This window comes from Pseudoduganella guangdongensis (genome assembly GCF_009857475.1).
GTDB classification, from domain to species: Bacteria; Pseudomonadota; Gammaproteobacteria; order Burkholderiales; family Burkholderiaceae_D; genus Rugamonas; species Rugamonas guangdongensis.
The window spans coordinates 222999-248698 of record NZ_WWCJ01000009.1 but is presented as its reverse complement, the minus strand read 5'-3'; the positions used below and the strand labels follow the sequence as shown (position 1 = coordinate 248698).

The following is a 25700-nucleotide window of genomic DNA, read 5'->3' as shown; positions in this document are numbered from 1 at the left end:
TTACGGCGCCTTGCTGACGTCAGTGCCGAACCATTTGAGGGAAATGGCTTTCAGGCTGCCGTCGGCCGCCGCGTCCGCCAGCGCCTTGTTGATGGCCGCCTTGAACTGCGGGTTCCCTTTCTGGAACGGGATGCCCATGCGCTCGACATTGCCCACGCGCGCGCCTTGCTTGATCGGCAGCTTGGTGGTTTTCAGCAGGTAGGCCGTCATCAGGCTGTCGTTGAGGGCGGCATCGATGCGGCCCAGCGCCAGGTCCTGCAGGTTTTCCGGTGCCGCCGGGTAGCCTTTGACGTCGATGCCCGGCACCGCCTTCAGCTGCATCTCGTACACGCTGCCCTGGCCGGCGCCGACGCGCTTGCCCTTCAGCTGCTCAAGCGACGTCCAGTTGTTCTTGTCATCCTTGCGCACGATCAGCATCGGCGAGGAGTAGATGTATGGCGTGCTGAAATCGAACACCTGTTCGCGCTTGGGGTTGATGCCGACCTGGGAAATGATTACGTCGTACTTATTGCTGGCCAGGCCGGCCAGGATCGAGGCCCATTCCGTGGTAACAAACTCCGGTTTCAGGCCCAGTTTGCCAGCCACCAGGCGCGCCACGTCGACATCGTAGCCCGCCAGCTCGCCGTTCTTTTCCTTGAAGTTGAAGGGCGGATAAACGCCTTCCATGGCCACTTTCAGCGTGCCGCGCGCCTTGACGGTTTGCAGCAGGTCGGCCGCATTGGCATGCAGCGCGGCAACGGCCAGCAGGAGAGCGAGGAGTGGTTTGCGCATTGAAATCCTTCTAGTAAGAACGGCGGCGGCCGAATTGGTGGCCGACGACCAGGGTGGTGCTGGCGACCAGGGTCGACAGGCCGAGGATCAGCTGGACCAGCTTATCCTCCGGCAAAGCCCACAGGCTGCCCTTGGGCGGCTCCATGCCGGCGACCGCGCACAAGAGCGGCTCCACCCAATCGGCTTCTGGCGTAACATCGAGGATAACGGCACCCTCGGTGGTCTGCATATAGATCTCGCCGCCCTCGGCCAGGCTGAAGCACACGCCATAGCCGGTTTCCTGCTTACCGACGTGCTCCTTCAATGCCAGGTCATGCTCGGCAATCCACAGCTCCACATCCTGGGGTGTTTCCAGTGCCGTCCACGGCACCGGGCGAAAGCGCGGCTTGGCCGCATCGTTATCATCGTTCAACATGGCTCAGGAGTGTAACCGAATCCCCGGGAGGTCGTATGAAAGTAAACGAATATGTATCTGAGTTTGAGTGCTTCTTCGGCGAACTGCTGCGGGAGCATCCGGAACTGGTGGAAGACCAGCGCAAGGGGTGGAATATCTGGTGGGATCACAAGGTGGACCTGGAAGCAGAGCGGGTGGCGCGCACTGATGCGGTGCCGACGCCGGCCTACTACTACCACTAGAAGTGCGCGCAAACCGGAAGACCAGGGTACGCCCCTACGGGCCGCCCCCCCGGTTTTCCGGTTTTACCCCTTCCAAGTCCGCTGCAAGCCGGTATCCGCGTGAATCCACCCCCCGCGCGGCCCCTGGCGGTAGTAGAAGCCCACCCCGCCCTGCCTGAAGCTGCGCACCAGGCTGCCCAGCACCTCCGCATTCAGGTTGGGAATCCGGATATCCGCCGCGCGCCCGGTCATATGCAGCGACTGGCGCGCCGCCGGAATGCCCTGCTCGATCAGCCGCTTGTTCGACGCCGGCGTGCGGTAGCCCGACAAAATCTCCACCGGGCTCTCGATGCCGAAGCGCTGCACAAACGCCTGCGCGCCCCACAAGGTCTCAAACAGCTTGGGATCAATCGCCGCCGTCTCCTTGCCATTCACATCGCGCAGCAAATGGCACAGTTCCTGGTAGGCGGCATCAATGATCTCGCCATCCTTCCAGTACGTCAGCCGGGCCTTTTCGCCACTTTGCGGACGGATCACGCTGATGGTGCGTGGTTTCACCCAAAAGTCGAGGTCGAGCATCTGGGCGTCGAAAATATCGGGGGGCGGCTCCGGCTCTTGCGCCGTGCGGCCGATCAGCGGCAGCCCCGCCAACGCGGTGCCCGCCAGGGTATGTAGGAAGTCTCGACGTGTCGCCATGGTAAAGTCTTTGTATTGCAATAGGGTTACTATAGCAATAGCCGGGGGAATTGAGAAACCCCTTTAAGAGTTTGTCGTAAACTTAGCGGCCCTCGAACCACTTTCCGATCAGAAACCCCAGCACGCCGAGCACCGCAAAGAAGGCGAAAATGCCATTCCGGATGCGCCTCTGCTCGGCCATGTGCTGGGCCAGCAACTGGGCGGAATCGGCCCGCGCCACCTGCGCCAGGCGCTTGTCGTCCGGATGCGCATAACTCTCCTGCGGCGACGAATACGTCTCGAACTCATCCCCGCGCACGCGCGCATTCAGCGCCCGGGCCAGCGCCAGCATGGGCTCGATCACCCACGGCTCGTCCAGGCGGGTCCACAATTCGCCATCGCTATGCCACAGCGTGCAGCTGCCGCGCCCATCGGAGAAAGTGACTTCAGCTTCGCCAGTCACGCGCCAGCCAGCGGTTTGGCGCGCGCCGGCCAGCGCCTCGCTGCGGGAAATGGGCTGTTGCAGGCTGTTGGCGCTGCGCAGTATTGTCAGGTGGTATGCCATGGGCAGCAATTTTACGCAATTTCACCCGCTGCGGCGGGCGGCGGGCGCCTCCAGCACCAGGTCCGATGTCGCCACCGCCACGCACGGCAATATATAACCCTCGCGCTTCTCATCCAGGCTCAGGCCCGGCCACTCGATCAGGTGGCGTGCGCTGCCGCTGTGCACCCGGCAGACGCAGGTGCGGCAGGTGCCATTGCGGCAAGAACTGGGCAACACCACCCCGCCCCGCGCCGCAGCGTCCAGCAGGCTGGCTTCGCCGTCTGTTTCGAAGGATAATCCCTTCGGCTCAACTCTTATCTGAAACACAATGCCTCGCTATGTCGCCCTGCTGCGCGGAGTCAGCCCCATGAACTGCAAAATGCCGGAACTGAAAGCCGCCCTCGAAAGTGCTGGATTTTCCAACGTTAAGACCCTCCTATCAAGCGGCAATGTCGCCTTCGACACCCGCAAAGCCCCCGAAGCCAGCATCGAACGCAAATGCGAAGCCGCCATGGAACAGGCGCTCGGCCGCAGTTTCATGACCATCGTGCGCTCCCAGCAGCACCTGCAGGCGCTGCTGGCCAACGACCCCTACCCCGCCCTCGGCGCCAGCGGCCTGCCCAAGCGCGTGGTCAGCTTCATGCGCAGCACGCCGCAGCCCAAGGCGCCGCTGCCGCAGTCGCAGGACGGGGCCTGCCTGCTCGGGATCGTCGGCCACGATATCTTCTCAGAATACGCGCCCCACGCCGACGGCCCCGCCTTCATGCGCCTGATCGAAAAAACTTTTGGCAAAGAGATCACGACCCGTACCTGGGACACGGTTCGCAAGTGCAGTGCAGCATGAAATGCTGCCGAATCGACCATTCCGTTATGCATCTGTTGCAGTACAATATGCGACTTAGCCCGTAGGCGATCGCCTACCTGCCACCCGCCCGCAGCGCGCCGGAACCCGGCGCGCTCAGGAAGAATACCAAGCGGACATCATCCGCATTTGAGGGAATCAATATGTCTGAAAAGTCCAAAATCATTTACACCCTGACCGACGAGGCGCCTCTGCTGGCGACCTACTCCCTGCTGCCGATCGTGCAAAAATTCGCGGCACCTGCAGGCGTTGACGTCGTCACCAGCGATATTTCTGTCGCCGCCCGCGTGCTGGCAGCCTTCCCGGAATGCCTGACCGACGAACAGAAAGTCCCTGACAACCTGGCCACCCTGGGCGCACTGACCCAGAACCCGGACACCAACATCATCAAGCTGCCGAACATCTCGGCCTCGGTCTCCCAGCTGATCGCCTGCATCCGCGAACTGCAGGCCGCCGGCTACAAGCTGCCGGACTATCCGGAAGATGCCAAGACCGAAGAAGAAAAAGCACTGAAAGCCCGCTACGGCAAGTGCATCGGCTCCGCCGTGAACCCGGTCCTGCGCGAAGGCAACTCCGACCGCCGCGCGCCGAAGGCAGTGAAGGAATACGCACGCAAGAACCCGCACTCGATGGGCGAATGGAGCCAGGCTTCGCGTACCCACGTGTCGCACATGCATGGCGGCGATTTCTACCACGGCGAAAAATCCATGACCCTGGACAAAGCGCGTGAAGTGAAGATGGAACTGCTGACCAAGTCCGGCAAAACCATCGTCCTGAAACCGAAGGTCGCGCTGCAAGCGGGCGAAATCATCGACTCCATGTTCATGTCGAAGAAAGCCCTGCTCGAGTTCTACGAAAAAGAAATCGACGACGCCTACAAAACCGGCGTGATGTTCTCGCTGCACGTGAAAGCGACCATGATGAAGGTCTCGCACCCGATCGTGTTCGGCCACTGCGTGCGCATCTTCTACAAGCAGGCGTTCGAGAAGCACGCCAAGCTGTTCGAAGAACTGGGCGTAAACGTCAACAACGGCATGGCCAACCTGTACGAGAAGATTGAAAAGCTGCCAGCGTCGCAAAAGGACGAAGTCCTGAAAGACCTGCACGCCTGCCTGGAAAACCGTCCGAAGCTGGCCATGGTCGATTCGGCCAAAGGCATCACCAACTTCCACTCGCCAAACGACGTGATCGTCGACGCCTCGATGCCGGCCATGATCCGTATTGGCGGCAAGATGTGGGGCGCCGACGGCCGCACCGCCGACGTCAAGGCAGTCATGCCTGAATCGACCTTCGCCCGCATTTACCAGGAGATGATCAACTTCTGCAAATGGCATGGCAACTTCGATCCGAAGACCATGGGCACCGTGCCGAACGTGGGCCTGATGGCGCAGCAAGCAGAAGAATACGGCTCGCACGACAAAACCTTTGAAGTGCCGGAAGCCGGCATCGCCAACATCACCGACCTGGCCACCGGCGAAGTGCTGCTGACCCAGAACGTGGAAGAAGGCGACATCTGGCGCATGTGCCAGGTGAAAGACGCGCCGATCCGTGACTGGGTCAAGCTGGCCGTCAACCGCGCCCGCAACTCCGGCATGCCGGCCGTGTTCTGGCTCGACACCTACCGTCCGCACGAAGCGGAAGTGATCAAGAAGGTGCAGGTGTACCTGAAAGAGCACGACCTGACCGGCCTCGACATCCAGATCATGTCGCAGACCCGCGCCATGCGCTACACCCTGGAGCGCGTCTCGCGCGGCCTGGACACCATCTCGGTGACCGGCAACATCCTGCGCGACTACCTGACCGACCTGTTCCCGATCCTGGAACTGGGCACCTCGGCCAAGATGCTGTCCATCGTTCCGCTGATGGCGGGCGGCGGCATGTACGAAACCGGCGCCGGCGGCTCGGCACCGAAGCACGTCAAGCAGCTGGTGGAAGAAAACCACCTGCGCTGGGACTCGCTGGGCGAATTCCTGGCCCTGGCCGTGTCGTTCGAAGAACTGGGCATCAAGTCCGGCAACGCCAAAGCCAAGATCCTGGCCAAGACCCTGGACGAAGCCACCGGCAAGCTGCTGGACAACAACAAGTCGCCATCGACCCGCACCGGCGAGCTGGACAACCGTGGTTCGCACTTCTACCTGTCGATGTACTGGGCCCAGGCCCTGGCAGCGCAGAACGACGACGCCGAGCTGAAGGCCAAGTTCACCCCGGTGGCCAAAGCCCTGAGCGAGAACGAAGCGAAGATCGTGGAAGAGCTGAACTCGGTGCAAGGCAAGGCCATGGACATCGGCGGCTACTACAAGCCGGACGCCGCCAAGACCTCCGCCGTGATGCGCCCAAGCGCCACCTTCAACAGCGTGCTGGCTTCGCTGTAATTCCCGCCCCGGTGCCAGGTCTGACATTCGGACACGGGCTCTGCCGCCTTGCGGCAGAGCCCGTGTCCGAATGACAGACCTGGCACCGGTTTTTCTTTTAAAAGCTGGCGGCGAAGGCGTCGCGCGCGGGGTGGTGCGGGATGTCACGGCGCCAGACCAGCAGGGTTTCGACTGCGGCCACTTCGGGGGGCAGGTCGTGGCATTGCACGGTGCGGCCCAGACTGCGCTGCTTGAGCACTTCGCGCGGCATCATGGCGACCCCCATGCCGGCGGCGACGCAGCCGATAATCGCTTCGAACGTACCGAACTCGGCGATACGGGTGGGGGTGATGCCGGCGTCGGCAAACCACCATTCGAGGCGGCGACGGTAGGAGCAGCCGCTGCGGAACCCAAGCAGGGTGCGGCGCGCCACGTCGGCCGGTTCCTGCACCGGGCCTTGCAGGGCGTCGGTCAGCAGCACCAACTCTTCCACAAACACGGGCACCTGCGCCAGCTCGGGGCGTTCGATCGGCGCCGCCACCAGCGCCAAATCCACTTTGTGGTTCAGCACGGCTTGCACCAAGTGGTCGGTGGGGCCGGTCTCCAGCACCAGGTCCACTTGCGGGTATTGGCGGTGGAAGGCGCCCAGCACGCGCGGCAGGCGGGCGGCGGCGGTGGTTTCCATCGAGCCGATGCGCAACTGGCCGGACGGTTCCTGCTCGCCGCGCAGCGCCATCTGCGCCTCGTCCGCCAGCCGCAGCAGGCGGTCGGCGTATTCCAGCAGGCGCGTGCCTTCCGGCGTGATCAGCAGGCGCCGCCCCGCGCGGTGAAACAGGGTCACGCCGAGCGATTCCTCCAGCTGGGTCAGGCGGGCCGAGACGTTCGACTGCACCCGGTGCAGGCGGGCGGCGGCCAGGGTCACGCTGCCTTCTTCGGCCACGGTCTTGAAAATGCGCAGCGATGAGAGTTCCATTCGATTCTCCAGGAGAGATTGATCGCTTCATTATTATTCATTTTTATTGATACGGGAAGCAGTCTATAGTTCAGGCAAACGAGGAGCTTTGCCATGCACCGACCATCACCCGCCATCCTGCTTGCCGCCAGTTTCGCCTTTATCATCGTCCAGCTCGACGTGACCATCGTCAACGTGGCGCTGCCCGCCATCGGGCGCGAGCTGGGCGCCGGCGTGGGGGCGCTGCAGTGGGTGGTGGATGCGTACACCCTGGGCTTCGCGGTCTTCCTGCTGTCGGCGGGTGTGCTGGGCGACCGCTTGGGGGCGCGCCGCGTCTTCCTCGCCGGCATTGCCCTGTTCACGCTGGCGTCGCTGGCCTGCGCGCTGGCGCCCGGGACGCTTGCGCTCAACCTGGCCCGCGCGGCGCAGGGCGTGGGCGCGGCCTTCATGGTGCCGAGCTCGCTGGCCATCCTGAACGCGAGCTATGCCGATGACCGGGCCCGCCTGGCCCAGGCCATCGCCTGGTGGACGGCGGCCGGCGGCGTGTCGATCGCGGCCGGGCCGGTGCTGGGCGGCTTGCTGATGAGCGTGGCGGGCTGGCGCGCCATCTTCTGGGTCAATCTCCCGCTCTGCCTGCTGGGTTTCTGGCTGACCGTGCGCGCCGTTCCCGCCGTGCGCGCCAAGCCGCAGGCGCGCGGCATCGATCTTCCAAGCCAGCTGCTGGCCATCGTGGCCCTGACCGCTTTGGTCGGCGCCGTGATCGAAGCCAACGCGCTCGGCCTGGGTAGCCCGCTGCTGCAGGGCGCGCTGCTGGCGGCCCTGGCGGCGGGCGCCCTCTTCATCCGGCGCCAGCGCCGCGCCGCCGCACCCATGCTGCCGCTCGGGCTGTTCGCCGCGCGCGCCTTCTCCGGCGCGGTGCTGTTCGGCGTGCTGGTCAACTTTGCCTACTACGGCGTGATCTTCGTCTTCAGCATCTACCTGCAGCAGTTGCGCGGCTATCCGGCGCTGCAGGCCGGGCTGATCTTCCTGCCGCTCACCGGCACCTTCATCTTTTCCAATATCGCCAGCGGCTGGCTGCAGGCGCGCCGGGGCGTGCGGCTGCCGATGATCGTAGGCGGCCTGATGAGCGCCGCCGGCTACGCCCTGCTGGGCATCTTCGGCATTTCCAGCGAAGCCGACTTCCTCGACATGCTGCCGGGACTGCTGCTCATCCCGGGCGGCATGGGCCTGGCCGTGCCCGCCATGACCACGTCGATCCTGGCCGCCGTCGAGCGCAGCCAGGCGGGCACCGCCTCGGCGGTCCTGAACACCGCGCGCCAGGCCGGCGGCGCCATGGGCGTGGCGCTGTTCGGCGCCCTGCTCGCCGCGCCCGGCGCCGCTGCGGCCCTGCACGGCACCCGGCTGGCGCTTGGGGTGTCGAGCGCCCTGCTCTTGCTGGCCGCCATGCTGGCCTGGCGCTGCGTGGCCCAACCATTTTTCAACCAAGGAGAAACACCATGCCGTACGTAAATTTCCGCGTCACCAAGGAAGGCGTCACCGCCGAGCAGAAACTGGCACTGATCCAGGGCGCCACCGAGCTCTTGCAGCGCGTGCTGAACAAGAATCCGGCCACCACCTTCGTCATCATCGACGAGGTCGAGACCGACAACTGGGGCATCGGCTATGAGAACGTGACCAGCCTGCGCGCCCAGGCCGCCGCCCAGGCCCAGAAAGCCTAGCCGGCCTGCGGCGCGACGCGGCTGCGGATATCGGACAACTGCTGGCGCAGCATATTCAGGTCGACCGGCTTGACCAGGTAATGCTGGATGCCGGCCTCCGCCGCCAAGCGGCGCGCCTCCTCATGGCCCCAGCCGGTCATGGCGATGAACACCGTGTCGTCATCCGCGCGCAGCGCGTGGATGCGGCGCGCCGCCTCATAGCCCTGCATGTCGGGCAGGCCGATATCCATCAGCGCCACATGCGGATGGAAGCGCTCGGCCAGGGCGATCGCGCCCTGCCCGTCATGCGCCTTGCCGACCAGGTAGCCGTCCATTTCCAGCATCACCTGCAGCATTTCGGCGCCATCGACATTGTCGTCCACCACCATCACGCGCAGCGGGCCCTCGGCATCGTCGGCAGCGGCGCGCCGTTCCGGGCGCGGCCGGCGGCGCCGATCCGCCACCACGATCGGCATGCGCAGCACGAACTCGCAGCCCTGGCCCTGGCCGCCGCTATGCACCTGCACCGTGCCGCCATGCATGCGCGTAAAGCGCTGCGCCAGGCTCAGGCCGATGCCCAGGCCACCCAGGGCGTGCACGCGGCCGGCCTGGCCCTGCACGAACAATTCGAAGATGCGGGCGCGCGCTTCCGGCTCCAGGCCGGGGCCGTGGTCGCGCACGGACAGCACGATATCGCCGCCATCGACCTCGGCCCGCAATTCCACCGGCGCGCCGGGCGGCGAAAATTTGATCGCGTTGCCCAGTACATTGGCCAGGCTCTGCACCAGGCGCGCGCGGTCGCCGGACAGCAGCACGCTGCCCGGCGGCTGGCGCACGTCGAGCCGCTGGCCGCCGGCTAGCAGCTGCGGCCGGCACAGCTCGACCGCGTGCTCCAGCACCGTGTCCAGGCTGACCCATTCGCATTTCAGCGCCACCTTGTCATTGGTGATGCGCGCCACGTCGAGCAAATCATCGACCAGGCGCGTCAGGTGCTTGACCTGGCGCTCGACCACCTGGGTGATGTGGCGCAGGCGCGGCGAACTGTCGGGGATGGTGTTCAGCACATCCATGGCGGTGCGGATCGGCGCCAGCGGGTTGCGCAGCTCGTGGCCGAGGATGGCCAGGAATTCATCCTTGCGCCGGTCGACTTCGCGCATTTGATACTGGCGCTGGCGCGCCCGGCGCGCCGACAACGCCGCGCTGAGCAAGGTGGCGCGCCGCACCGGGCGTTCGAGCAGGGTCACATTGCCGACCTGCTCGAAAACCGTGCGCACGGCCGAGGAATCGAGCCCCTGCTTGCTCAGCACCAGTACCGGCAAGTCGGACCAGGCCGGCTGGCCGGACAGGAAGCTTGTCAGCTCGGCCAGGAAGTCGGCATTGAACGCCTCCTCAATGACAAACAAGGCGGCAGCGCCGTGCCCCAGCTGCGGCACCACCTGGGGCAGGGCCGAGCAGATTTCACATTCCAGCTGCGCGTAGCGCAACACATCCTCGATCAGGCGGGCGTCCTTGCCCACCGGCGCGTAGACCACAATACGCTGTTCGACTTTATCCATGCGCCGCCTCGCCGCCGGCCTTGCCCTCCGGGGTCGGCACCCCGGTCAGGATGCCGCGGAAGCCGGCCAGCACCGGCCCGACCTGGATACCCTGCCGGGTGACCTGGAACGAGCGCAGCGTCGTCTCGTGCGCGCTGCCGCGCTTCTTGAACACGGACAAGGCCTTGTGCACCGCACCGAACGCTTCGTAGTAACGCAGCAGCAGCACATTGTCGGCCAGGTAGCTGACGTCCACGCTCGACCCCATCGGCCCGATCACGCCCTGCTGCACCCCGACCAGGAAGGTGAGCACGCCGCGCTGTCCCAGGTAGGTCAGCACTTCGCGCAAATGGGTGATGAGGAAGCGCGCTTCCGGCATCGCGTTCATATAGCCGTTCAGGCTGTCGATCACCACCACCCGCGCGCCCTCATCCGCCACCTGGCACACCAGGTGCGAGAACTGGCCGGGCGACAATTCGGCCGGGTTGATCTGGTGCACTTTGAGCAAGCCCTTGGCCAGCGGGGTGCGCAAGTCCATGCCGATGCCGTCGGCCCGGTTCAGCAGGGTGTTGAGCGACTCCTCGAACACAAACATGGCCGCCATGTGCCCCTGCTCGGTCGCGGTCTTGACGAACTGCGCGGCGAGGCTGGACTTGCCGGTGCCCGGTGGCCCCGAAATCAGGGTGCTGGAGCCCGCTTCGATACCGCCGCCCAGCAGCGTATCGAGTTCCGCGCGCCCGCTGGAGACCTGCTCCTGGGCCAGCCGCTCGCGCGACTCGGAAGGCACGATGCGCGGATAGGCCACCACGCCGCCGCGCTGAATGATGTAGTCGTGCGGGCCGCGCCGGTAATCGATGCCGCGGTACTTCAGCACGCGCAGGATGCGCCGCTCGGCCCCATAGCCGGATTCGGCATGCTGCAGCGAAATCACGCCGTGCGCGATACTGCGCACCTGCTGGTCGCCGCTGACAGCAGTCCGGTCGTCCAGGAACAGCGCGGTGCAGGCGCGCTTGGCAAAGTACTGCTTGAGCGCCAGCACGTGGCGCCGGTAACGCAGCGCGCTACCGGCCAGCAACTGCAGTTCGGACAGGGAATCGAGCACCACGCGGGTTGGATTGAGCTGGTCGATATAGGACAGGATGCGGCGGTTGGTCTCCCCCAGCTCGACTTCGGACGGGTGGAACACCGTGTACTGCTCGTCCGGATCGAGCACGCTCTCGGCCGGGATGATTTCCTGCACGCTGATACCGTCCATCACGAAGCCGTGCGAGCGGGCCACCGCCCGCAGCTCCACTTCGTTCTCGGCCAGGGTGATGTACAGCACCGGTTCGCCCAGGCGCGCGCCCTCCACCAGGAATTGCAAGGCCATGGTGGTTTTCCCGGCGCCGGGATCGCCTTCCAGCAGGTACAGCCGGTCCTTGGTCAGCCCGCCTGCCAGGATGGCGTCGAGGCCGGGGATACCGGTTGAGATAAAAGTTTCGGTGTGCTTGTTCTGCGGTTGGAGCATGGTGAACCCCGCGCGGAGATTGTCGATAAGACACTATAGCAGTGGTGTCCAAATTGCACGGTACGGTTGAATCGGGGCAATGCTCAACTGCAGCCGCAGAAGCGCTTGGGTTTGCTGGCGTCACAGATGCTGCCGTCCAGCTGCTTCCAGAAGAAGACGGTTTCCACGCCATAGGGCGAGCGGACATTGCCGGCACGCAGGTAGCCTTGCTGCGCAAAGAATGCCTCGCCGCTGGCGGTGCTGTGCAGCTGCAGGGCCTTGACGCCCCAGCTGCACGCCTGCGCTTCGACGCACGCCAGCAGGGCCTTGCCGGCGCCGCGCAGGCGCGCTTCCGGCAGCAGGTAGCATAGGGCGAGCTTGCCGGCCGCCGTCAACAGGGCGACGCCGACCACCGCGCCCTGCTCGGTGGCCACCAGGGCGAAATTGGTGGGCGAGGCGAACCAGGACGCAACCGTCTCCGGGGTCTTGTTGCCGAGCCAGGCAGCCAGGATGGCGGGATCGTTTTTATGGTCAAGCACACAACACTCGGTAATCGAGCGTCGCAGTACCTCACAGGCAGCCGTGGCGTCGTTGGCTTCCGCGCGGCGTATTTCAAAACTCATGCATGCTCTCAGATAAGCAATTTACAGGCGGAATATACACCAGTGGCAAAATCCCCGTCGGCCACCGCTTTGCGCTACCCTGTCTAAGCTTATAACGAATAAGTAGTTTCTTTTCGGCGCCGAATTCTAGACCATGCTTATCTGTTTTCACAATAGAGAATGCCATGACTTATAACAAATTCGCATTTGCACTGGGTGCCGCCCTGGCCGCGGCTTCCGTCGCGGTGGCGCCGCTCGCCGCGGCCCAGGAAGTGACCCTGCTGAACGTGTCCTATGACGTGGCGCGTGAACTGTATAAGGACGTCAACCCGGCCTTCGCCGCCGCCTATAAGAAGAGCACCGGCGTCGCGGTCACCATCAAGCAGTCGCACGGCGGCTCGTCCAAGCAGGCGCGCGCCGTGGCCGACGGCCTGGAGGCGTCGGTCGTGACCATGAACCAGGCCAATGACATCGACATGCTGGCCGATCGCGGCCTGGTGGTGCAGGACTGGGCCAAGAAGTTCCCGCACAATGCCGCGCCAGCCTACTCCACCATGGTCTACCTGGTGCGCAAGGGCAACCCGAAGGCGATCAAGGACTGGGGCGACCTGGCCAAGCCGGGCGTGCAAGTGATCATCCCCAACCCGAAAACGGCCGGCAATGGCCGCTATACCTACCTGGCGGCCTGGGGCTCGGTGCTGAAAAAAGGCGGCAACGAAGCCGGCGCGCGCGAGCTGGTGGGCAAGATTTTCAAGAACGTGCCGATCCTCGATGCCGGCGGCCGCGCGGCCACCACCACCTTCACCCAGCGCCAGATCGGCGACGTGCTGGTGACGTTTGAAAACGAGGTCGGCATGGTGCGCGCTGAATTCGGCGATAACTTCGAGGTGGTTTATCCGTCCACGTCGATCCTGGCGGAGTCGCCGGTGGCCGTGGTCGATAAAGTTGTCGACAAAAAGAATATCCGCAAGGAAGCCACCGCTTACCTGAATTTCCTGTATTCCGACGCCGGCCAGGAAATTATCGCCAAGCATTATTTGCGTCCGCGTTCGGAAGCGGTATTCAAGAAATATGCCGCCAATTTCAAGCCGATCACGCTCTTCACCGTGGATGAGGTGTTTGGCGGCTGGCGCGCGGCGCAGAAGAAGCACTTCGATGACGGCGGGGAGTTTGACAAGATTTATTCGTCTAAATGAATTTTAAAGCCGGCTTAGCCGGCTTTTTTTTCGCTTTAAGTTGCGCATAATTGACGTTGGCTGGACGAGTTAACCCATAAGTGATATCTTCGGAATTTAGAATATTGCCCCTAATACAGCAATATTCCCCCCCGACTGATCCCCTAATTCCGAACATGCTAAAGAAAATCACCGCAGCCCTGCTGATGTCGATCTCCGCCGCCGTGTTTGCCGCGCCTATGAGCTCGCAATCCGTGCTGGTCGTTGAGGATGAGACCGGCAAAGTGCTGGTCGAAAAAAACGCCACCGCCGTGGTCCCGATCGCTTCCCTCACCAAATTGATGACCGCCATGGTCGTGCTGGACTCCAAGCTCGATATGCAGGAGCAGATCAGCATTGACCGCGACGATGTCGACACCCTCAAGCACAGCACCTCGCGCGTGCCGGTGGGCGCCACCATTTCGCGCGGCGAAGCGCTGCAGCTGGCCCTGATGTCGTCCGACAACCGCGCCGCCGCCTCGCTCTCGCGCACCTTCCCGGGCGGCCCGGCCGCCTTCAAGGCAGCGGTTGATGCCAAGATCAAGCAGCTCGGCATGCACAGCACCCGCATCGACGAGCCGACCGGCCTGTCGCCGCACAACACCTCGAACGCCGCCGACCTGGTGAAGATGGCCGCCGCCGCCGCCAAATACCCGGAAATCCGCCGCATGTCGACCGATACCGAGGAAGTCATGACCATGAAGGGGCGCAAGGTCGAGTACCACAACACCAACCGCCTGGTCGGCGCCAAGGGCTGGGACATCGGCCTGTCGAAGACCGGCTACACCGAAGAAGCGGGCCGCTGCCTCATCATGCGGATCAGCGAGGCCGGCCGCAACGCCACCCTGGTACTGCTCAACGCCAGCGGCAATTCGGCGCGCCTGATGGACGCGCTCAATATTCGCCGCCTGCTCGCGGGCGACACTGCGCCCAAGGTGATGAAAGCATCCGGCCCGCGCAAGAAAGCTGCGCGCACTTCATCCGAACGCCGTCGCCGCCGCACCTGATCCCGACGGGGTTCTCTGCCGAGAGGCACCATGGACCTGCTGCGCAATCTGCGCTTCGCGCGCCGCCTGGCGCTCCTCGTGGGGATCTTCGCCTGCGGCTTCCTGCTGTACGGGCTTTGGTCGTTCCGCACGCTGGATAAATTGCGCGTCAACGGCCCGCTGTACGGCGACGTCGTGCAGGGCAAGGACCTGATCGCGGACGTGCTGCCGCCACCGCTCTACATCATCGAGTCCTTCCTGGTGGCGCAGCAGCTGGCCGCCGCCGGCAACCAGCTGGAACGCGACCAGCTGGCGCAGCGCCTGCGCACCCTGCACGCGCAGCAGCTGGCGCGCGAGCAGTACTGGAAAAGCCGCCCGCTCGACCCCAGCCTGGCCGAGACCCTCAAGCAAAGCAATCTGCACGCCGCCGCCTTTTACCGCGACGCCTTCGGCCAGCTGGTGCCGGCGCTCGACCTGGGCGAGCGCGCGCGCGCCGCGCATGCCTTGCTGGCAATGAAGCGCAGCTACGAACAGCACCGGCGCGTGGTCGACAACCTGGTGCAACTGGCAGCGAGCCGCGCGCGCTTTACCGAGGGCCAGGCGGCTGACCGCGTGGAGCGCGACAGCCTGCTGCTGCTGGCCATCCTGGCAGCGTCGCTGGCCATGGCGGTGGCCCTGGCCTGGCTGATCAGCCGCAGCATCACCCGGCCGCTGGCCGAGGCGCTGGCGGTGGCGCAGCGCATGCGCCAGGGCGACCTGTCCTCGCCGGCGCCGCAACCCTACCACGACGAGACGGGCGAGCTGCTGCTGTCGCTGCACGCCTTGCAGCAGGACCTGGTCGGTGCGGCGGCGGCACGCGACGCGGCGGGCGAAAAGCTGCGCCGCACGCGCCGCCTGCTGGATCAGCTGACCAACAATACCGACCTGCTGGTGCTGGGCCTGGGGCGCGACGGCGAAGTGCTGCTGTTTAACGACACGGCGGTGCGCCTGACCGGCTGCGCGCGCCATGCTGTGCTGGGCCGCGTCTGGCGCGACCTGCCGCTGCTGCCCATGTCCGCCATCGCGCTATGGCCGGCCGGCGGCCAGCCGGAGCAGCTGCGCGCCATGCCGGCGGCGCAGGAGCACATGCTGACCACCGCTTCCGGCGACGAGCGGCGCATCGCCTGGCGCCACACGGTGCTGGAGGAAGGCGATATCGCCCTGCTCTCCTTTGGGCTGGATGTGACGGAACTGCGCCAGGCCGAACGCGCCATTGCGGCGGCGCAGGAAACGGCCGATATGGCCAACCGCAGCAAGAGCTCCTTCCTGGCCAATATGAGCCACGAGATCCGCACGCCGCTGAACGCCATCATCGGCCTGACGCAGCTGGTGCTGCAGGGCCAGCTCGACGCGCGCCAGCGCAGCTACCTGCAGCAGGTGGACGGGGCGGCGACCAACCTGCAGGCCATGTTCAACGATATCCTCGATTTCTCGCGCATCGAGGCTGGCAAGTTCCAGATGGAGGAATGCGTGTTCAGCGTGCGCCAGGCCGCCGAACAGGCTTGCGCGGCATGGCAGGCGCCGGCCCAGGTCAAGGGCTTGCAGCTGGAATGCGCGGTCGATGCCGCGGTGCCGTCCGAGCTGGTGGGCGACGCGGCGCGCTTGCAGCAATTGCTGCAGCACCTTTTAGCACATGCGGTGCGCTTCACCGAGCAAGGCAAGGTGCTGCTGGTGCTGCAGCGCGAGGACGGCGGCCAAGGCGCGCAAGGCGCGCCGGCGCAGCAGGGCGCCACGGTGCTGCGCTGCGAAGTGCGCGACACCGGCGTGGCGCGCGACGCCGCCATCCAGCTGTTCGAGCCGGTGTCGCAGGGCGACTGCGCGGCCGGCCTGGGCCTGTCGGTGGCGCGCCAGCTGGCGGCCATGATGGGCGGCCACCTGCTGCTGGAAAGCGACCCGGTGCAAGGCAACCGCTTCATCTTCACCGCCCTTTTCCGGCATGCCCTGCCGGCCGCGTCGGCCAGCGCCGAGGCACAGGCGGCGGCGCGGGCGGCCTGGCCGGCCCTGAGCGCCTGCGGCATCGACATGGCCGGGGCGCTGGCGCGCGCGCAGGGCAATGGCGCGCAGCTGCACAAAGCGCTGGGCCAGTTCCTGCAAAGCCAGGCCGCGCTGCACGCCACCATCGGCGACGCGCTGGCGCACGGCAACCGCGCGCGCGCGCAACGGCTGGCCCACACGCTGGCCGGCATGGCGGCGCAGCTGGGCATGGAAGGCTTGCGCCAGGCGGCGGCGGAAGTGCTGAACGCCCTGCGCGGCGGCGCCGACGCGGCGCCCGAACTGGCGCGCCTGGCGCCGATGCTGGACGCGGTGCTGCAGGCCATCCACGCCGACCTGCAGGCGGCCGAGGGCTCGGGCGAGCAGGCCGCTTGACGGCCTAGGCGAGCAGGCTGTGCAAGCCGCTGGTGCGCTCGGTGCGGCGCCGGATCGCGTCCGGCAGCACGCCGGGATTCGGCGTCAGCAAGGTGAAGCGCTGGCGCGCGCGCGTGATGCCGGTGTAGACCAGCTCGCGCGCCAGCACGCTGGAAGCCTCGCGCGGCAGCACCAGCACCGTGTGGCTGAACTCCGAACCCTGCGATTTATGCACCGTCATGGCGAAGGCGGTATCCACATTGCGCAGGCGCGTCGCCAGCACGCTGCGCACCTTGCCGGCGTCGGAGAAATAGACGCGCAGCGAGCCGGCCCGCTCAGGGTCGGGCAGCACCAGGCCGATATCGCCGTTGTACACGCCGGTGGCGTAGTCATTGCGCGTGACCATGACCGGCCGTCCCACATACCATTCGCCGCGCCGCTTCAGCAAGCCTAGCGACTCCAGGCGCTGGGCGATGCTGTCGTTCAGTCCCGTCACGCCCCACTCCCCTTCGCGCACCGCGCACAACAGGCGGAAGCTTTCGAAAGCCTGCAGCACGCCGGCGGCCCAGGCGTCGTGCTCGTGGCCGCCGCTGCCTTGCTGCACCAGTTGCAGGAAGGGGCGGTAGCCTTCCGCCGCCAGGCGCAGCATGTCCTCCTGCTGCGCCGCCTCGTTCCAGTGCAGCTGTCCCGCGCTGTCGGCGCGCAGCACGGCGCGCGCCGCTTCCGCATCGCCCTGGTTGACGGCCAGGGCCAGCTGGCCGATCGGGCCGCCGAAGCGGCGGCTCTGGCGCAGCATCACGGTCTGTTGCGCCAAAGCGCCCGCGTGGCCCAGGTACTCGGGCCCGATGTCCTGGCCGGTCGCGGCCTGCACGAAGGCGGCGGTGGCGGCGTCGTAGCCGCCGGCTTGCGCGTCGTGGCACAAGTCGCCCAGCACGGAGCCGGCTTCCACCGATGCCAGCTGGTCCTTGTCGCCCAGCAGGATCAGGCGCGCCGTGGGCGGCAGGGCTTCCAGCAGGGCCGCCATCATTTCCAGGTGCACCATCGAGGCCTCGTCGACAATCAGCACGTCCACGTCGAGCGGGTTGGCGGCGTTGTGGCGGAAGGCGCGCGTATCGGGCCGCGCCCCCAGCAGCGAATGCAGGGTGCGCGCACCGCCCATGCGCTCGGCCAGGGCGCGCAGGGGCAAGGCGCCGTCCAGCCCCACCTCCAGTTTTTCCAATGCATCGTCGATGGCTTGCTTCAGGCGCGCGGCAGCCTTGCCGGTCGGCGCGGCCAGCGCCACGCGCAGGTTGCCGGCCTGCTCGCCCTCCACCGCGAATAAAAGTGCCAGCAGGCGCGCCACGGTATAGGTCTTGCCGGTGCCGGGACCGCCGGTGATCACCGCCAGCCCGCCGCGCGCCGCCACGGCGCAGGCGATCTTCTGCCAATCGACACCGCCTTCGCGCGTGGCGTGGGTGAACAGGCGGTCCAGCCATTGCCGCAGCAGCGCCGGCGCCGGCCCGGCGCTGCCGGCGCCGGTGCGCCCGCGCACCGCATCGGCCACCGTGTTCTCGTCCGACCAGTAGCGGCGCAGGTAGAGGCGGCCGCCGGCCAGCACCAGCGGCTGGCCGTGGTCGGCGCCGCCGGGCCAGGACAGCACTTGCGGGCAGGCTTGCAGGTAGGCTTGCCAGGCGGCGGCGCCTTGCGGCAGCGCGCCCGCTTCGGCGCACAGCGCGGGCCAGTCGTCGTCGCTCCAGCCCAGCATGGGCGAGGGGTCGTCGGCCAGCGCCGCCAGCTGCAGGCAGCTGTGGCCGCGGCCTTCCAGCTCGGACAGCAGCAGGCAGGCCAGGGCCAGCGGCGTGCCGGCCGCATCGCTGCCCTGCGCCGCCAGTGATGTGACGAAGCGCGCGAACACGGGGCCCAGGCGGCGCAGCATGCCGCCTTCGGCCAGCATATCGATATGTTCGTAAAAACTCATGTGCAAAGTCCGTCCAGTCCGTCCAGCAGTTGCGCCTCCGGCGGCAGCACATAGCAGCCGCGCGTCTGTGCATTGCCCACCCCGCGCAGGAAGTAGAAGATGGCGCCGCCCAGTTGCGTGGCCGGGTCGTAGGCCTGGCCCAGGCGCGTGCGCAGCAGGCGGTGCAGGGCCAGCATGTAGATGGCGCCCTGCACGTCGTAGCGGTGGGCCGCCATGCCGTGCGACAGCGCGGCCTTGTGGTAGGCCGCGTCGCCGCCGCCCAGGGCGTTCGATTTGTAGTCCAGCACCCAATAGCGCCCGTCGTGCTCGAACACCAGGTCGCAGAAGCCTTTCAGCATGCCGTGCAGCTCGCGCTGCGGCAGCGCCGGGCGCGCGATGCCCTCCAGCAGGTGCTGGCGGCACAGGCGGTCCAGCTGCGCCGTATCCAGGCGTTCGCTGGGAAACCAGAACTCCATCTCGGGCAGCAAGCGGGTGATGCCGTCCAGCGCGCTGCCCAGGGGCGGCAGCGCGGTGCTGGCAATCACCCGCAGCCATTCCAGCGTTTCCGCTTCCCGGTTGCCCCAGCCGGAGCGTTTGATCTGGCGGGCGGCGCGTTCGGCGTAGTGCTCCTGGTGGATGGCGGCAAACCCTTCGCGCGCCAGCGCCTCCAGCTGCTCGTGCAGGAAATTGCCCGGCATCGAACCGCGCGGGAAACGGTGCCACACCGCGTCCTCGATGCGCAGGCTGCTGGCGGCGTCCTCGCCCTCCATCAGGGTTTCCTGGGCGGCGCGCATCGGCGCCGGCAGGGCCTCGCCGCTGCGCCGCGCCAGCGAGCTGAAACTGCCGACCGACCAGTCGCGCTCAAAATCGCCGTGGTAGGCCAGCGGCGCTTCCAGCGGCGGGCGCTGCACGGCGCGCGCCAGGCGCGTTACCGGCACGCTGGGCGCCAGCGTGGCGACGGCGATGGCGTCGCATGCGCCGCGCAGCCGCTGCCAGGTTTCCAGCAACTGCCCGGCCGGCAGCGCTTCGCCGCCGGTCAGCAGGTAGCCGAGCGCCGATTCGTGCAGGGTGTTTTCATCCTTCTTGCGGGCCGGCAGGGCCGCCACCCCCAGCCACAGGAAGTGGCGCGCACGCGTCAAGGCCACGTAGAGCAGGCGCAGGTCTTCTTCGAGGCGGGCCGCCTCGGCGGCCTCCTGGCCTGCGTCGGACAACTGCATATCGATGCGGCGCGCGCCGCTGGCATCGGTGTATTCGAAGAAAATGCGGTTGCGCTTATCGACCTTGCGCACCGAGACCGCGAACGGCAGGTAGACCAGCGGATACTCCAGGCCTTTCGACTTGTGCACGGTCACCACCTTGACCAGCTCCGCGTCCGATTCCAGGCGCAGCACGCGCTCATCGCCGCCATCGGTTTCGTCTTCGATCTGCTCGGCCAGCCAGCGGATCAGGGCTTGCTCGCCTTCCAGCTGGCGGCTGGCCTGCTGCAGCAGTTCGGCCAGGTGCAGCATATTGGTCAGGCTGCGTTCGCCGCCCGGGCGCGCCAGCAACTGCGCCGGCAGGCCCAGGTCGTGGATGAAGCGGCGCAGCATGGCCAGCACGCCCTGGCGCTGCCACACCACATGCCATTCCTTGAGCTGCTCGACGCGCCGCTCCCACGCCAGTTCATCGGCCGAGAACTGCGCCAGCTCGGCCAGCGGCAGGTTGGCGCTGCGGGTGGCGAAGGCGGTGCGCGCCAGCTGGCCATCCAGCGGGTTGGCCACGGCGGACAGCCAGCGCAGCATGTCGGCCGCTTCCTCGCTGGACAGCACCGAGTCCTTGTCGGACAGGTAGACGCTCGGCACCACGCGCCGCTGCAGGGCCTTGCGCACGGCCGCCGCCTCGCGCCGGTCGCGCACCAGGATGGCGATATCGGCCGGTTGCAGGCGCTTGAAGCCCGCCGGCGACTGGAAGCCGGTCGCTTCGTCGTTAAGCAGGCAGGCGATATGCTCGGCGCACTGCTCGGCGAAATACTCGCGGTAAGCGTCGGCGCCCAACTGCTCCAGGGTGCAGCCGGCGGTCAGGGCCTGGATGTCGCCGTCCGGCCCGACCAGGCGTTCTTCGCGGCCGCGCGCCCCCACCGCGTCGAACGGCAGCGGGTTGCCTTCGCCGGTGCGGAAGCGGAAGGCGCCGCGCGCGAAGCCGCCCTGCCCGGCCACGCCTTCGGCATGCAGGAAGACCTGGTTGACCGCAGCCACCACCTGCGCCGTGGAGCGGAAGTTGGTGCCCAGCTGGTAATGGCGGCCCGCGGTAGCGCGCCGGGCGTCCAGGTAGCTGTGGATGTCGGCGCCGCGGAAGCCGTAAATCGACTGTTTCGGGTCGCCGATCAGGAACAGGCCCAGCTCGCGGGCGTTGTCGGCCACGCGGTACAAGAGGTTGAAGATGCGGTACTGGCTGGGCGCGGTGTCCTGGAATTCGTCCACCATCGCCACCGGGTACTGGCTGATGATGCGCTGGCGCAGCGCGGCGCCGTTGCCGCCCTCCAGCGCGCCGCGCAGCCGTTCCAGCATGTCGGCGAAGCCGAACTGGCGCTGCTGCGCTTTCAGCGCCTGCATGCGCGCGGCGATGGTGGCGGCGGCGTGGCGCAAGACGTGGTGGCGCAGCGGCTCGATGGCGTCCAGCGCGCGCCGCAGCGGCGCGATGGCCTCGAAGTCGTCCGGGATCTCGGGGACGAAATTCTTGGCGCAGGCGTCCACCATGCCGGCCGGGGTCAGGCGGAACCAGGGCGTGTCGTTCATGTCCGGCGCGTGCTGCGCCGGGTCGCTGGCCCAGTCGCGCAGGGCGGCGAACCATTTGACTACGGAATCGGCGCGCAGCTTGGTGCCGTTGAAGCACTTGGGATTGTCTTCGCGCTGGGCGGCGATCCAGCCCTCCATGCGGTCGGCGCGCTCGGCCCAGCCGTCTTTCAGCGCGGCCAGTGCCGACATCTGCTCGCGCCGCACGCGGGCGATCATGGCGCCCAGCGTTTCCATGGCGGACGGTCCAGCGCATGCGGCGGCGTCGGGCCGGCGCGCCAGCTCGCGCACGCTGCGTTTAAGCGCTTCGACGTCGCGGCAGGCCGACAGCAGCACCTGCAGCGCGTCTTCGCCCAGCGGGTAGACCTGCTGGCGCCAATAGTCGTGGGCCGCGTCTTCATACAGCGCGCCCTCGTCGCTCAGCAACTCCTCGTCGAACAGGTTGCCGCTGTCGAAGGCGTGCTCGCGCAGCATGCGCTGGCACCAGGCGTCGATGGTGAAGATGGCCGCTTCGTCCATCGTCTCCGCCGCCAGTTGCAGGCGGTGCGCCGCCTGCAGGCGCGCGCCCGCGTCGGGCAGTTCTTCCAGCAAGGCGTCCAGGTAGGAGTCCGGCTCATGCCCGCCTTCAGCGCGGAAGTAGGCCGCAGCCTCCACCAGGCGTTCGCGCACGCGGTTGGACAGCTCGCGCGTAGCGGCGCGGGTGAAGGTCATGACCAGGATTTCGGACGGCATCAGCGGACGCGCGAAAGCGTTCTCCCTGCCGTGCCCCAGCACCAGGCGCACATACAAGGCCGCGATGGTCCAGGTCTTGCCGGTGCCGGCGCTGGCCTCGATCAGGCGCGAGCCGTGCAGCGGGAAGTCGAGCGGGTTCAGTGCGATGCTCATTGCTCGCCCTCCCCTTCGCCGGCAATCGGCTGCACGGTCACGGATTGCGCCAGCCAGTCGGCCAGCGGCTGGTACAGGGCGCGGCTGTTGGCCGCAAAGCCATCCTGCGCCGACAGCGCGGCAAAGTCCGGCCACAGGCGGGCCAGGCAGGGGTCATCGTTTTCGCCGGACAGTTCGAAACCTCCATCATAAGTACTGCGCGGATCGCCCTCCATCACCAGCGCCAGGCCGGTCTTGCAGGCCACGGGCAAGGGCTGGTCCATGCCGGCGCGCCACAGGGCGGCCAGCGCGCGCAAGGTCGCCAGCGCCTCGTCCTGCGCCAAAGGCTCCATGATCACGATGGCGTCGCGCGCCACCAGGAAACCGGTCACCGACTGCCCCTGGGCCGCTGCCGCCAGCTGGCGCAGCCACATCGGGATCAGCTTCTCGCCGCGCGGCGCGCCCGACTTGTCGCACACGCGCGACGACATCTGCGCCAGCCAGGCCGTTGCCTCGCCCGCGCGCCGCAACTGGTCGATCCAGTCCTCCAGCGGCAAGCCGTCCAGGTCGAGGTGGATCGCCAGTTTTGGCGCCGCCTCCCAATAGGTGCCGCACAAGGCCAGCCAGGCGGTGCGCACCGGCACCAGCTCCTCCACCAGCTCGTCCAGCACGCGCTCGCCGATCAGGCCGATCGGCAGCATGCCCTGGCGCCGCAGGCGCAGGCCGCGCTGCCGCAGGCTGGCGCGCACATCGTCCAGCGCTTCCAGCTCGCCGCTGTCGGCCAGCATGGCGTCTTCCAGCGTGTAGCGCTGCAGGCCATTCAGCTGGAACGGTTCCTCGTCCTCGCCCACCACCGCCGATTCGCCGAAGAACACGCCCAGGCGCTGGCGGAAGAAATGCCGCACCGGCTGGCGCAGGAAGGCCGCCAGGGTCGACAGCCGCAGGCGGAAGCCGTCTTCCAGCTCGTACCGCGCCAGCGCCGGCGCGGCGGCCGCATCGCCACCTTCGCCCGCATCGTGCGCCGCGCGCCATTCGCCGGCATAGGTCAGCAGGCCGCCGCGCTCGAAGTACGCGCGGCTGAACGGCTGCAGCGCGTGCGCCGTGGTGCGCGCATCGAGGTCGAGCCGCCAGCCGTCCCGCAGGTAGTCGCGCAGCTGCGCCACCAGCACCGACGGCGGCTGTTCGCTGTTGTCGCGCACATTGCGCCCGACCCAGCTGATATACAGCTTGTCGCGCGCCGCCAGCAGCGCCTCCAGCATCAGGTAGCGGTCGTCGTCGCGGCGCGAGCGGTCGCCCGGACGCGCCATGCCCGGCAGCACCAGCAAGTCGAAATCGGCGCGGCTGGCGCGGCGCGGGAAGTCGCCGTCGTTCATGCCCAGCAGGCAGACCACGCGGAACGGCACCGCGCGCATCGGCATCAGGGTGCAGAAGGTGACGCCGCCGGAGACGAACTGGTGCTCCAGCGACGGCTCGTCCAGGCCGCCCATCCACGCGTCGCGCAGGGTGGCCAACGGCACCTCCTCGTCAAAGCCGGCGTCCTCGCAGGTTTCCAGCCACTTGTCGAGCGCATCGTCCAGGCGCGCCAGGGTCAGGCGGTCGGCCTCGTCGCGGTCGCTGAAGAAGCCGGCCAGCAGCAGGCGCGCCTGGGCCGCCCATTCCAGCGGACGGCGCGCCACACCCAGGCGCTCGCGCCAGGCCAGCAAGGCCTCGATCAGTTGCGCCAGCGAACCTGCCAGCGCGGCATCCAGCCCGCCCACTTCCGCATACGGTTCGATGCCGCTGAAGGCGCCGCCGTTGCCGGCCGCATAGCCGAGCAGCATGCGCCGCACGCCGAACATCCAGGCATTCTGCTCGCCGGCCGGCGCCAGGCCAAGCCCGGCGCGGTGGCCACCATCCAGGCCCCAGCGCACGCCCGCGCCCTCGATCCACTGGCCCAAGGTCGGCAAGTCGTCCTCGGCCAGGCCGAAACGGCGCGCCAGCGCAGGCACGTCCAGCAGGTCGCGCACCTCGCTCTGGCGGCAGCGCTGCTGCGGCAAGCGCAGCAGCCATTGCAGCGCCACCAGCAGCGGGTTCACGCTGCGGTCGTTCACGTCGCCGATTTCATGCGGGATGAAGCGCGGGTCATGGCGCCGGTGCTGGCCGAACACGGCGCGGATCGAGGCGGTGAAGACGTCGATATCCGGTACCATCACCACCACGTCGCGCGGGCGCAGGCCCGGGTCGGCGGCGAACATGGCCAGCAGCTGGTCGTGCAGCACTTCCACCTCGCGCTGCACGCTGTGCGCCACGTGGAACTCGATCGAGCGGTCGTGCGCGGCGGGCGGCGCGGCGCCCTGCGCCGCCGGATGCTCGGCCAGCGGCAGCATATCGCGCACGGCCGCCTGCACCTGCGCCAGCAGGGTTTCGCCCGCGTCGTCGCTGAACAGGTCGATGCGCAGCTTGTCGTCGCGCCCGGCCAGGTCGGCGGCGGTGTCGAACTCGTCCAGCATGCGGATGTAGTCGCGCCCCTGCCGGCCCCAGCTCGCCAGCAAGGGATGGCTGTGCGCGTGCAGCGCCTCCAGCGGCAGCGCCGACAGGTCGATCTCCTTGCGCGCCGCGTGGCGGTGGCGCGCCGCGCGCAGCAGGTCGCGCCCTTCGATAATGTCGCCCCAGTAGTAGCGGCACGGGTTGGGCACCGCGATCACCACCTGGGTGAAGCGCGCCAGCGAGGCCATGGCCTGCAAGGTCTGGTACGGCAGCGCCGACACGCCGAACAGCACGATGCGGCGCGGCAGGCGGCCCAGCGGCTCATCGCCGCGCTGCACCGCCTCGACAAAGGCGGCGTGCACGCTGGCGCGGCCCAGGCCGCGCTCCTGCTCCGGCACGCTGGCCGCCACCGCGCGCCACAACTCGGCCTGCCAGCGCTGCTCCGGCGCCAGCGGCACCGGCTCGCCGCGCGCATTGCGCAGCTGGTCGCGCCCGGCCGCCCAATCCTCCAGCCAGTCGGCGCGGTACACCTGGTATTGGTCGAACAGGTCGGCCAGGCGCTCGGCCAGCTGCAGGCGGCGCTCCGGGTCGCCGTCGCGCAGGAAATGGCGCAGCGGCGCGAACACGTCCTGCGCCAGCAGCTGCGGCAACAGGCGCATCAGGCGCCAGGTCAGGGGGCCCTTGTCGAAGGCGGAGATGGGCGGCACGCTGGCGTGGCCCAGCATGCCGCGATAGATCTCCCACAACAGGCGCGCCGGCAGCGCCACGCGGGTGGCGCCGCACAGGCCCGTTTCCTCGGCCAGGGCGATTTTCAGCCATTCGGCCACGCCGTTCGACTGCACCAGGAAGATCTCCTGCTCCAGCGGCGCCAGCGGATGGCTGCGCAGCCACTGGAAAACCGCGCTACGCAGCTGTTCCAGCTGGTTGCCGTGCAGGATAAGAAGTCCGGGTTGGATGCTTGGGGCCATGTAAGAGCAGCGAATGAGCA

At 67.3% G+C, this 25700-nt stretch carries 20 protein-coding genes; 8 read left to right on the top strand and 12 right to left on the bottom strand.

Going from position 1 to position 25700, the window contains the following annotated elements:
• Positions 1-771 carry a transporter substrate-binding domain-containing protein gene (locus tag GTP41_RS14875; protein ID WP_161026344.1) on the bottom strand — a complete coding sequence of 257 codons (771 nt, stop codon included), beginning with the start codon at positions 769-771 and terminating at the stop codon, positions 1-3.
• Positions 772-781: 10 nt separating this feature from the next.
• Positions 782-1186: a hypothetical protein gene (locus GTP41_RS14870; RefSeq protein WP_161026343.1), complete on the bottom strand. Its 405-nt coding sequence runs from the start codon at positions 1184-1186 to the stop codon at positions 782-784.
• 35 nt (positions 1187-1221) lie between these two features.
• Here GTP41_RS14870 and GTP41_RS14865 point away from each other — a divergent pair, with 35 nt between their 5' ends.
• Positions 1222-1407 (top strand): DUF3460 family protein, encoded by a 186-nt coding sequence (locus tag GTP41_RS14865; RefSeq protein ID WP_161026342.1) that lies wholly within the window; start codon positions 1222-1224, stop codon positions 1405-1407.
• Positions 1408-1470: 63 nt separating this feature from the next.
• On the opposite strand, the gene GTP41_RS14860 is transcribed toward GTP41_RS14865, so the two are convergent.
• From GTP41_RS14860 to GTP41_RS14850, 3 genes are all read right to left on the bottom strand, one after another.
• On the bottom strand, positions 1471-2082 hold the full coding sequence (locus tag GTP41_RS14860; protein WP_161026341.1) for a YcbK family protein: 612 nt from the start codon (positions 2080-2082) through the stop codon (positions 1471-1473).
• A gap of 82 nt (positions 2083-2164) precedes the next feature.
• Positions 2165-2626 (bottom strand): hypothetical protein, encoded by a 462-nt coding sequence (locus GTP41_RS14855; RefSeq protein WP_161026340.1) that lies wholly within the window; start codon positions 2624-2626, stop codon positions 2165-2167.
• A 21-nt stretch (positions 2627-2647) separates the two neighbouring features.
• Positions 2648-2923: a 2Fe-2S iron-sulfur cluster-binding protein gene (locus GTP41_RS14850; RefSeq protein ID WP_161026379.1), complete on the bottom strand. Its 276-nt coding sequence runs from the start codon at positions 2921-2923 to the stop codon at positions 2648-2650.
• Positions 2924-2933: 10 nt separating this feature from the next.
• Here GTP41_RS14850 and GTP41_RS14845 point away from each other — a divergent pair, with 10 nt between their 5' ends.
• Together GTP41_RS14845 and GTP41_RS14840 are read left to right on the top strand one after the other, a co-directional pair.
• Positions 2934-3449 carry a DUF1697 domain-containing protein gene (locus GTP41_RS14845; protein ID WP_161026339.1) on the top strand — a complete coding sequence of 172 codons (516 nt, stop codon included), beginning with the start codon at positions 2934-2936 and terminating at the stop codon, positions 3447-3449.
• A gap of 161 nt (positions 3450-3610) precedes the next feature.
• Entirely contained in the window at positions 3611-5839 is a 2229-nt protein-coding gene (locus GTP41_RS14840; protein ID WP_161026338.1) for an NADP-dependent isocitrate dehydrogenase, read from the top strand.
• Positions 5840-5936: 97 nt separating this feature from the next.
• Here the strand turns inward: GTP41_RS14840 and GTP41_RS14835 are convergent, their stop codons facing one another.
• Complete coding sequence (locus GTP41_RS14835; protein WP_161026337.1) at positions 5937-6791, bottom strand: LysR family transcriptional regulator; 855 nt, start codon at positions 6789-6791, stop codon at positions 5937-5939.
• A gap of 93 nt (positions 6792-6884) precedes the next feature.
• On the opposite strand from GTP41_RS14835, the gene GTP41_RS14830 reads away from it, so the two are divergent.
• Complete coding sequence (locus tag GTP41_RS14830; RefSeq protein WP_161026336.1) at positions 6885-8279, top strand: MFS transporter; 1395 nt, start codon at positions 6885-6887, stop codon at positions 8277-8279.
• On the top strand, positions 8267-8488 hold the full coding sequence (locus GTP41_RS14825) for a 2-hydroxymuconate tautomerase family protein (protein WP_161026335.1): 222 nt from the start codon (positions 8267-8269) through the stop codon (positions 8486-8488). Before GTP41_RS14830 ends, GTP41_RS14825 begins: the two co-directional genes overlap by 13 nt.
• On the opposite strand, the gene GTP41_RS14820 is transcribed toward GTP41_RS14825, so the two are convergent.
• The 3 genes from GTP41_RS14820 to GTP41_RS14810 all read right to left on the bottom strand — a co-directional run bounded on the left by GTP41_RS14820 (position 8485) and on the right by GTP41_RS14810 (position 12111).
• Positions 8485-10023: a hybrid sensor histidine kinase/response regulator gene (locus GTP41_RS14820; RefSeq protein WP_161026334.1), complete on the bottom strand. Its 1539-nt coding sequence runs from the start codon at positions 10021-10023 to the stop codon at positions 8485-8487. The genes GTP41_RS14825 and GTP41_RS14820 overlap by 4 nt on opposite strands.
• Positions 10016-11509, bottom strand: coding sequence for an ATPase domain-containing protein (locus GTP41_RS14815; protein ID WP_161026333.1), 1494 nt, complete (start codon positions 11507-11509; stop codon positions 10016-10018). Before GTP41_RS14815 ends, GTP41_RS14820 begins: the two co-directional genes overlap by 8 nt.
• Positions 11510-11592: 83 nt before the next feature.
• Entirely contained in the window at positions 11593-12111 is a 519-nt protein-coding gene (locus tag GTP41_RS14810; protein WP_161026332.1) for a GNAT family N-acetyltransferase, read from the bottom strand.
• 164 nt (positions 12112-12275) lie between these two features.
• Here GTP41_RS14810 and GTP41_RS14805 point away from each other — a divergent pair, with 164 nt between their 5' ends.
• The 3 genes from GTP41_RS14805 to GTP41_RS14795 all read left to right on the top strand — a co-directional run bounded on the left by GTP41_RS14805 (position 12276) and on the right by GTP41_RS14795 (position 16696).
• Complete coding sequence (locus GTP41_RS14805) at positions 12276-13286, top strand: sulfate ABC transporter substrate-binding protein (protein ID WP_161026331.1); 1011 nt, start codon at positions 12276-12278, stop codon at positions 13284-13286.
• A gap of 155 nt (positions 13287-13441) precedes the next feature.
• Positions 13442-14311 (top strand): serine hydrolase, encoded by an 870-nt coding sequence (locus GTP41_RS14800; protein ID WP_161026330.1) that lies wholly within the window; start codon positions 13442-13444, stop codon positions 14309-14311.
• 30 nt (positions 14312-14341) lie between these two features.
• On the top strand, positions 14342-16696 hold the full coding sequence (locus GTP41_RS14795; RefSeq protein WP_161026329.1) for a histidine kinase dimerization/phospho-acceptor domain-containing protein: 2355 nt from the start codon (positions 14342-14344) through the stop codon (positions 16694-16696).
• A 4-nt stretch (positions 16697-16700) separates the two neighbouring features.
• On the opposite strand, the gene recD is transcribed toward GTP41_RS14795, so the two are convergent.
• Genes recD through recC form a run of 3 tightly spaced genes read right to left on the bottom strand, consistent with a single transcriptional unit; the run spans position 16701 to position 25680 of the window.
• On the bottom strand, positions 16701-18632 hold the full coding sequence (gene recD, locus GTP41_RS14790) for an exodeoxyribonuclease V subunit alpha (RefSeq protein ID WP_161026328.1): 1932 nt from the start codon (positions 18630-18632) through the stop codon (positions 16701-16703).
• On the bottom strand, positions 18629-22267 hold the full coding sequence (recB, locus tag GTP41_RS14785) for an exodeoxyribonuclease V subunit beta (protein WP_161026327.1): 3639 nt from the start codon (positions 22265-22267) through the stop codon (positions 18629-18631). Before recB ends, recD begins: the two co-directional genes overlap by 4 nt.
• On the bottom strand, positions 22264-25680 hold the full coding sequence (recC, locus tag GTP41_RS14780) for an exodeoxyribonuclease V subunit gamma (protein ID WP_161026326.1): 3417 nt from the start codon (positions 25678-25680) through the stop codon (positions 22264-22266). Before recC ends, recB begins: the two co-directional genes overlap by 4 nt.
• Positions 25681-25700: the final 20 nt, after the last annotated feature.

Bases quoted from the DNA above. Each gene is read 5' to 3' on its own strand.
- GTP41_RS14860 (WP_161026341.1), bottom strand. From the start codon at position 2,082: ATGGCGACACGTCGAGACTTCCTACATACCCTGGCGGGCACCGCGTTG.
- GTP41_RS14835 (WP_161026337.1), bottom strand. From the start codon at position 6,791: ATGGAACTCTCATCGCTGCGCATTTTCAAGACCGTGGCCGAAGAAGGC.
- GTP41_RS14805 (WP_161026331.1), top strand. From the start codon at position 12,276: ATGACTTATAACAAATTCGCATTTGCACTGGGTGCCGCCCTGGCCGCG.
- recD (WP_161026328.1), bottom strand. From the start codon at position 18,632: ATGAGTTTTTACGAACATATCGATATGCTGGCCGAAGGCGGCATGCTG.
- GTP41_RS14840 (WP_161026338.1), top strand. From the start codon at position 3,611: ATGTCTGAAAAGTCCAAAATCATTTACACCCTGACCGACGAGGCGCCT.
- GTP41_RS14820 (WP_161026334.1), bottom strand. From the start codon at position 10,023: ATGGATAAAGTCGAACAGCGTATTGTGGTCTACGCGCCGGTGGGCAAG.
- GTP41_RS14825 (WP_161026335.1), top strand. From the start codon at position 8,267: ATGCCGTACGTAAATTTCCGCGTCACCAAGGAAGGCGTCACCGCCGAG.
- GTP41_RS14855 (WP_161026340.1), bottom strand. From the start codon at position 2,626: ATGGCATACCACCTGACAATACTGCGCAGCGCCAACAGCCTGCAACAG.
- GTP41_RS14810 (WP_161026332.1), bottom strand. From the start codon at position 12,111: ATGAGTTTTGAAATACGCCGCGCGGAAGCCAACGACGCCACGGCTGCC.
- GTP41_RS14830 (WP_161026336.1), top strand. From the start codon at position 6,885: ATGCACCGACCATCACCCGCCATCCTGCTTGCCGCCAGTTTCGCCTTT.
- GTP41_RS14875 (WP_161026344.1), bottom strand. From the start codon at position 771: ATGCGCAAACCACTCCTCGCTCTCCTGCTGGCCGTTGCCGCGCTGCAT.
- GTP41_RS14865 (WP_161026342.1), top strand. From the start codon at position 1,222: ATGAAAGTAAACGAATATGTATCTGAGTTTGAGTGCTTCTTCGGCGAA.
- GTP41_RS14815 (WP_161026333.1), bottom strand. From the start codon at position 11,509: ATGCTCCAACCGCAGAACAAGCACACCGAAACTTTTATCTCAACCGGT.
- GTP41_RS14795 (WP_161026329.1), top strand. From the start codon at position 14,342: ATGGACCTGCTGCGCAATCTGCGCTTCGCGCGCCGCCTGGCGCTCCTC.
- GTP41_RS14845 (WP_161026339.1), top strand. From the start codon at position 2,934: ATGCCTCGCTATGTCGCCCTGCTGCGCGGAGTCAGCCCCATGAACTGC.
- recC (WP_161026326.1), bottom strand. From the start codon at position 25,680: ATGGCCCCAAGCATCCAACCCGGACTTCTTATCCTGCACGGCAACCAG.
- GTP41_RS14870 (WP_161026343.1), bottom strand. From the start codon at position 1,186: ATGTTGAACGATGATAACGATGCGGCCAAGCCGCGCTTTCGCCCGGTG.
- recB (WP_161026327.1), bottom strand. From the start codon at position 22,267: ATGAGCATCGCACTGAACCCGCTCGACTTCCCGCTGCACGGCTCGCGC.
- GTP41_RS14800 (WP_161026330.1), top strand. From the start codon at position 13,442: ATGCTAAAGAAAATCACCGCAGCCCTGCTGATGTCGATCTCCGCCGCC.